General features: G+C 44.1%; 6 protein-coding genes. 4 read left to right on the top strand and 2 right to left on the bottom strand.

What is annotated here, in order from left to right; genetic code table 11:
* Positions 1-196, bottom strand: a 196-nt coding sequence (locus tag D6D85_RS15870) for a hypothetical protein (RefSeq protein WP_153184001.1), incomplete at its 3' end; no start/stop codon positions are given.
* A 691-nt stretch (positions 197-887) separates the two neighbouring features.
* Positions 888-1,874 carry a hypothetical protein gene (locus D6D85_RS04860; RefSeq protein ID WP_125670948.1) on the bottom strand — a complete coding sequence of 329 codons (987 nt, stop codon included), beginning with the start codon at positions 1,872-1,874 and terminating at the stop codon, positions 888-890.
* A 164-nt stretch (positions 1,875-2,038) separates the two neighbouring features.
* Here D6D85_RS04860 and D6D85_RS16135 point away from each other — a divergent pair, with 164 nt between their 5' ends.
* The 4 genes from D6D85_RS16135 to D6D85_RS04845 form a co-directional block, all read left to right on the top strand.
* Positions 2,039-2,206, top strand: coding sequence for a hypothetical protein (locus tag D6D85_RS16135; RefSeq protein ID WP_161969694.1), 168 nt, complete (start codon positions 2,039-2,041; stop codon positions 2,204-2,206).
* 100 nt (positions 2,207-2,306) lie between these two features.
* Positions 2,307-2,741, top strand: coding sequence for a hypothetical protein (locus D6D85_RS04855; protein ID WP_125670947.1), 435 nt, complete (start codon positions 2,307-2,309; stop codon positions 2,739-2,741).
* A 22-nt stretch (positions 2,742-2,763) separates the two neighbouring features.
* Positions 2,764-5,343, top strand: coding sequence for a primase C-terminal domain-containing protein (locus D6D85_RS04850; RefSeq protein ID WP_161969693.1), 2,580 nt, complete (start codon positions 2,764-2,766; stop codon positions 5,341-5,343).
* Between the two features lie 97 nt (positions 5,344-5,440).
* Positions 5,441-5,630 (top strand): hypothetical protein (locus D6D85_RS04845; protein WP_133308292.1); only part of this gene is annotated, 190 nt, incomplete at its 3' end.

The raw sequence follows: 5,630 nt of genomic DNA, 5'->3' as shown, positions 1-5,630 counted from the left end.
TCTCCTTTTCAAGCTCCTCTATCCTCCTTTTTTGCCTCTCCTTCTCGCTCTCTTCGAATATATCACCCAGAATCTCTCCCATATGGTCCTCTGTGCCCCTCTCCCTATTGGCGAGCTCCCTTCTCCTTTGTCTTTCCGAATACAGCCAGTGTGCCATAAGAATTGAGACATCCCTTATTAATATTTTTCCTCGCATCCGAAGAGCTTTCATGAAGGGATATCGAACTGGTATCTATTTTAGCATAATATTATATAGACACATAAATATAAGCAATTGCTCATGTTCACTCAAAAGCCTTTGAGCTATGCGCGCCGCAAAAATAGGTTTAACTTACTATCCCTTCTGGCAGTGTATGTTAAACCTTCCCATCCGATAGGTTTAACTTACCCACTATAAGTTAAACCGGGAAGCTGAGGCTCGAAAGTTTCCTAAGAATAGAAAAGCTAAGCAATTGCTTAATTTTATCCAAAAAATAAAATATTATTGTTCGTGCACGCGCATCAGCCAGCTTTGGTACTGGATGCACACGCGGCTCTCCACTGTTTGCAAAATGTGTGCGTATATAGATCCGTTCGGACTCATACAAGCGCGCTTAATATCTTATGTTCGTCTTCCTTATGTATGGATTATTTGCGCGCGCAGGAGATCTGGGCCTTGTTCACGTATATCACGGACTTACCAATTGCCTTTATGAAATACCTAGATGCCACGCACCTTCCTTCTATTTTCTCACCGTTTATCATCACGATCTTGACGGATTTACCGGCGTATTAACCATCAAAGCTCTCAGGAAGCTTCTTTTTTTCCTCTTCTTCTCTTCCTCAGACATTGCTGGGATATTGCATGTGCATATTATATTGATAGCGAATCCTCATGTGCATTTTACTTAGCTTTTAAGCTGCATCTTAGTTTGCTCACCCTGTTTAGAGGCTGTCTCCCTTATGATTTTTGGGCATAGAGAGCACCTTCCTTTTAAAGGAACTCCGTTATCCACTCCATCTATTATAATATAGATCTCTTTCCTCAGTTCTTTTTTGCACTCAGAAAGGGATTCCTCATCCTTTATTATCTCTTCTACAAGATCTGTATTTGATTTATCCATAATTTGTTCTTCAATGAACTCCCTTAACTCACTTAAGCTCCCTCCTCGAAGGGGAATGCATTTGCTTCTATCCTCTGGATCTGGTTGTTCCTCCGCAATAAGTAAACTATTAAGCCATAATGTACCACTACTGATCCTGAAATCCTTGCCAGAATGCATCCATTTACTTCCGGGTGCGCGCGCGCAATATATAATGTCATATATTTCATCAAGACCACTATGGTAGAAAAATAACTTTGCTTTATCAGTTTCACTCTCTCCGAATCTATCCTTAAGCTTATCCTCAATTCTTCTCTTTAATTCTTCCCTCTTGCTTTCTATCTTGTCCATTAACTCTTTGTATTTTGCTAGTAGATTCCTGACTTCTTCTCCCTCCGACCTCAGATGCACGCGCAAATGCGTTTTTGCTGCCGCTTCATATAACTTTTCGAGCTCGGCTGGAGTTGAGTCAAATATTCTTTTATCCTCCTCGTTTAGCTCTATGTCAAACATCATCTTGATGAAGGGGATGAGCTTCCTCGAGTGTCTCAACTTCTCTTCCCTATCCTCATTTGCGTACAAATTTGGGTAAATGTACCAGTAGTACCTCTTTTCTCCCTTTTCTACCTCTTTTACGACAAGTCCATAATCTTCTAGCTCAGATAAATTTCTTTCAAGACTCTTTCTCACAGTATCACTAGCTACACGTGGAAATACTTTCTCTGCCTCTTTTTTAAGCTCTTCATATGTATATGACCCCTCTCTGAGCTTTTCTATAAGAAACTTCTTCATTTTTTCGCCTTTTATTTGGGTACGGGGGGACATTCTTTGTCCATCTCTAAAGACAGAATAGTTTCTCTATAAAGTTTCTCGTTTGCTGATAGGCAAAAGAAGCTAGGAAATTTGGCACTCAATGATGTCCAAGTGGTCTTAATCCAGGCATAACAAGATCACATATGCGGATAAGGAAAAGGATAGTAAAATGCGGAAGGTGCTATGCTGTCATTTTGCCAAGATCTTGGATAGAACATCTCAGACATAGGGGCATTGATATAACAGAAGCGGATATGGAAATAGGCGGATGCACAATTAAGATCTTCTTTAGACGGAGGGAGGAGGTATGAACGCAGCGCATCTCATCCATTCGCATAATGAAGGATTGTTTGCAGCCTCCCGAGTTGGAGCTCGAAGAGAGAATATGTACTGTGGGAGGATGGGACCTAGATGAGCATGGAGGAGAAGCTGAAGAACGAGCTTAAAGCTCTCAAGAGAAAGGCGGAGATAACAGATGACCTGGAAGTGATCTGGGCTCCAGATGCTGACAGGAAGCTCTCAGGAGAGGTTAAGGGAAAGACAATCTACATATATGAATCGGAGGAGGAAAAGGCTGTTAATACGCTCATCCATGAGTTCATTGACTTCCTTGTGAGCAGAGCATTGGAGCCCTACGTTTCTCTGGTAAATGCAATGATAAAGCTCCTCAACGACATCGCATACAGGAGAAAGGAGGAAACCATCGAGACGATCGTTAGGCTCCTCACATCCCAAGAGGGCGAAAACGTCCCTCAATGCACATATGGAAAGGGAGGCACTAAGAGGCTGAAAACAGAGAGTTCAGGCTTGAATGAGGATCTTGACATCAGAAGATCGGGAGGGTGAGAAAAAGAAAAGGGGCGATAACATGGAGAGGCCCATAAACATAAGTAGTAGCTCAGATAAAAAGCTTTCTCATGACAAACGTATAATAGAGCTAAGGAATAGGGCAAAATATTGGTGGGAATTGGGATGTGACATCGTTCTCATGAAGGAGAAAAGACCGGTTCATGACTGGAAGAGGTGGATGAATGAGAGGCAGAGCGAGGATGACTTCAACTCACTTCCATGGGATAAAGCAGATGGATTCGCCATTATCCTTGGACAGAAGGCGAAGAACGGCCTCTACATCTGTGCCATTGATTTGGACATAAGGGAGAACAATTCCACAGCTGTCGAATTGGGGAGGAAAATACTGAATGCGATCTATGCGACATATACAGAGAGGACACCATCGGGAGGTCTTCATTCCATCTACTTCTCCAAGGAGAAACCGAGGACAATTCAGGCTTACAGCGATGTTTGTGCCCTTGAGCTTCTAGGTGAGGGTCACCTTCTGACCATGTATCCATCTCTAGGATATGAGATAGAGAGGAAATACTCTATCTTCATAGTTGATGACATAAACAAGCTCTTCTTGGATACCCTGACGCTGTTTGGAATAGAAGTTAAGGAGAAAGAGGAGGAAGAGGCTGAATCAAGGGAGGAGCATTGGTTCAACAGGCCTGAGCTTGAGATTCTTCCATACAGGGATGAGCATCCATCGTGCATCAGGAAGATGCTTGAGGGCACTACTGAGGGAAACAGGAACGAATACGCCATAAGGCTCTCATCCTACTTCCTCAACTTCAGAAAGCTGGATGAGGAAAGGGCATGGAAATACATTAAGGAGTGGAACGAGAAAAACAGGCCTCCATTGGATAGAAAAGAGCTAAAGAGGACTTTTGAATCGGCAAAAAAGGGAGGATATAGATACGGATGCTCAGATCCAATCCTCAGCTCTCTTTGTGATGAATCCAGCTGTCCGCTACACCGGAAGCAGGTAAAGGAGGGGGAAGAGAAGAGATATGATCCTGAGATCGAGGAAAAGATTGAGAGAGAGGTAGAGAGGATAATGAAAGCCGATAACCAGATAGAGGCAATAAAACCCCATTTAGATAGGGTGATTGTGGGAGAGGATGAGATAAAGATACCCATCTTTGTTCTTTTGCCATCAGGAAAGATAAAGGATCCGGAATACAAACAGATAATAGCGATAAAGGGAGCTGAAGGGACGGGCAAAAGCCTGACAAAGGAGACATTGATCGAGGGATACAGGGCAAAGAAGGTGGCCAGGTTCTCAGAACATGCCCTCGATTATTCCGACCTATCAAGCTATGAGATCCTGGATCTCGCTGAATTGGGATACGTCGATCAGGAAAAGCAGGGAGTATCGACGATAAAGTTCGTATCAGCCGATGATAAGGGCTACGACATCGAGGTAACCGTGAGGAATCCCGAAACAGGAAGGTTCACAACAGCTAACTACAGGATTCCAGCGATGACAGTAATCACGTCAACAACAAGGATCCTAATAAACCGTCAGTTTGAGAGGAGGGCATGGGTGTTCACAACTGATGACTCAGAGGAGCAGACAGAGAGGGTAAAGAAGTGGTGGGCATTGAATGAGCTTGAGAAATCAAGGAAGAAGCTCGGAATGATCAAGATAACCTCCTATGAGTTCTCACTTGAGGTGCTGAGGAGGTTCAACAGGAGGTTTGAGCCTGTGGATGTGGCTATCCCCTTCCCTGGGACGATTGTCAGCGAGCTGAAATCAGGGGCATTGAGGATGAGGAGCGATCTGAGGAAGGTGTTCAGGTTCATCGAGTTTTATGCCATGTTCAACAGGAAGAGGCTGATAAAAGGGCCAAACGGAACCTACATAGTGACTCCCGATGTGGCCATCGAGGCATTGAGGTTTATAGCAAAACCATTGGCTAGGATGCATGCAAGGCTTGAGAGGAGACAGATAGAGGTATTACAGGCACTGAAGAAGCTGAATGAAGTGAGGGATGTCCATGTTGGATCATCTGGATCCACTCTGATCGAGAGAAGATACGATGAAGCAGGAGCTGAGATAACGAAGGATGTGAGGGAGAAGATAGCTAGGATTCTGGGGAAATCCGAGAGGGATGTGAGGGATATACTCAACTCCCTGGTGGCATCTGGATATTTAAGCTCGGATGAGAGAAAGCCAAAGACATTCAAACTATTGTATAGTGTCGATGAGATAATGAGCAAACTCTCAGGAGGATTGGAAGCTATTGGAACTTCCAATAATCTGAGGGAATTGATGGCAAAAGAAGCCCTAGAAAAGTTCGGTTTAAGATTGGAAATCAGACCTCCCGGGGTGTCCGATGTCCACGTTGTCCACAAAACTATAAAACAAGGTGATGTTGAAAGGGGCAAGGAGAACGCTTCTTCCGATGCCCATGTATTTCATAATAATGCGGACAACCGGACAACGGACACACCAGAGTATCTGGTTTCCAAAATCCAGGGAAGCAAAGAGAAGGCTCAGAATGATCTGAAAACATCGAAAGATTGGACGTTCCAATTCCTTCCAATTTCTTCCAATGATCAGGAGAAAATGAGCTATAAGAGAGGCGCGCGCGGGGATTTTGAGTAATGACCTCCAGTGAAGAGGGTTGTAGCAGGATTACATGCGCGCGCATGTTTCAAAAGTTTAAATACAAGGGTTATAAATTCATCCCTCCCGTACTCTTATGGATGACATGATGGATGGAGGTAATGCCTCAGGTAAGAAGGAGGCGCGCGCGCTGACCAAAGAGCTAGGGATATCCCGAGAAGGAGTGGAGGTCCTGAGAGTGATTCTAGGGCAGGAAAAGACGAGGCTAACCGAGGTAGAGAAGAAGAAGGTGCTCCAAGAACTCGTCAATGATCCAAAAATCTTCG

The sequence above is a fragment of the Candidatus Methanodesulfokora washburnensis genome (assembly GCF_003947435.1).
GTDB lineage: Archaea > Korarchaeota > Korarchaeia > Korarchaeales > Korarchaeaceae > Methanodesulfokora > Methanodesulfokora washburnensis.
The sequence above is the reverse complement of the archived record's forward strand: the minus strand, read 5'-3'. Positions and strand labels throughout refer to the sequence as shown.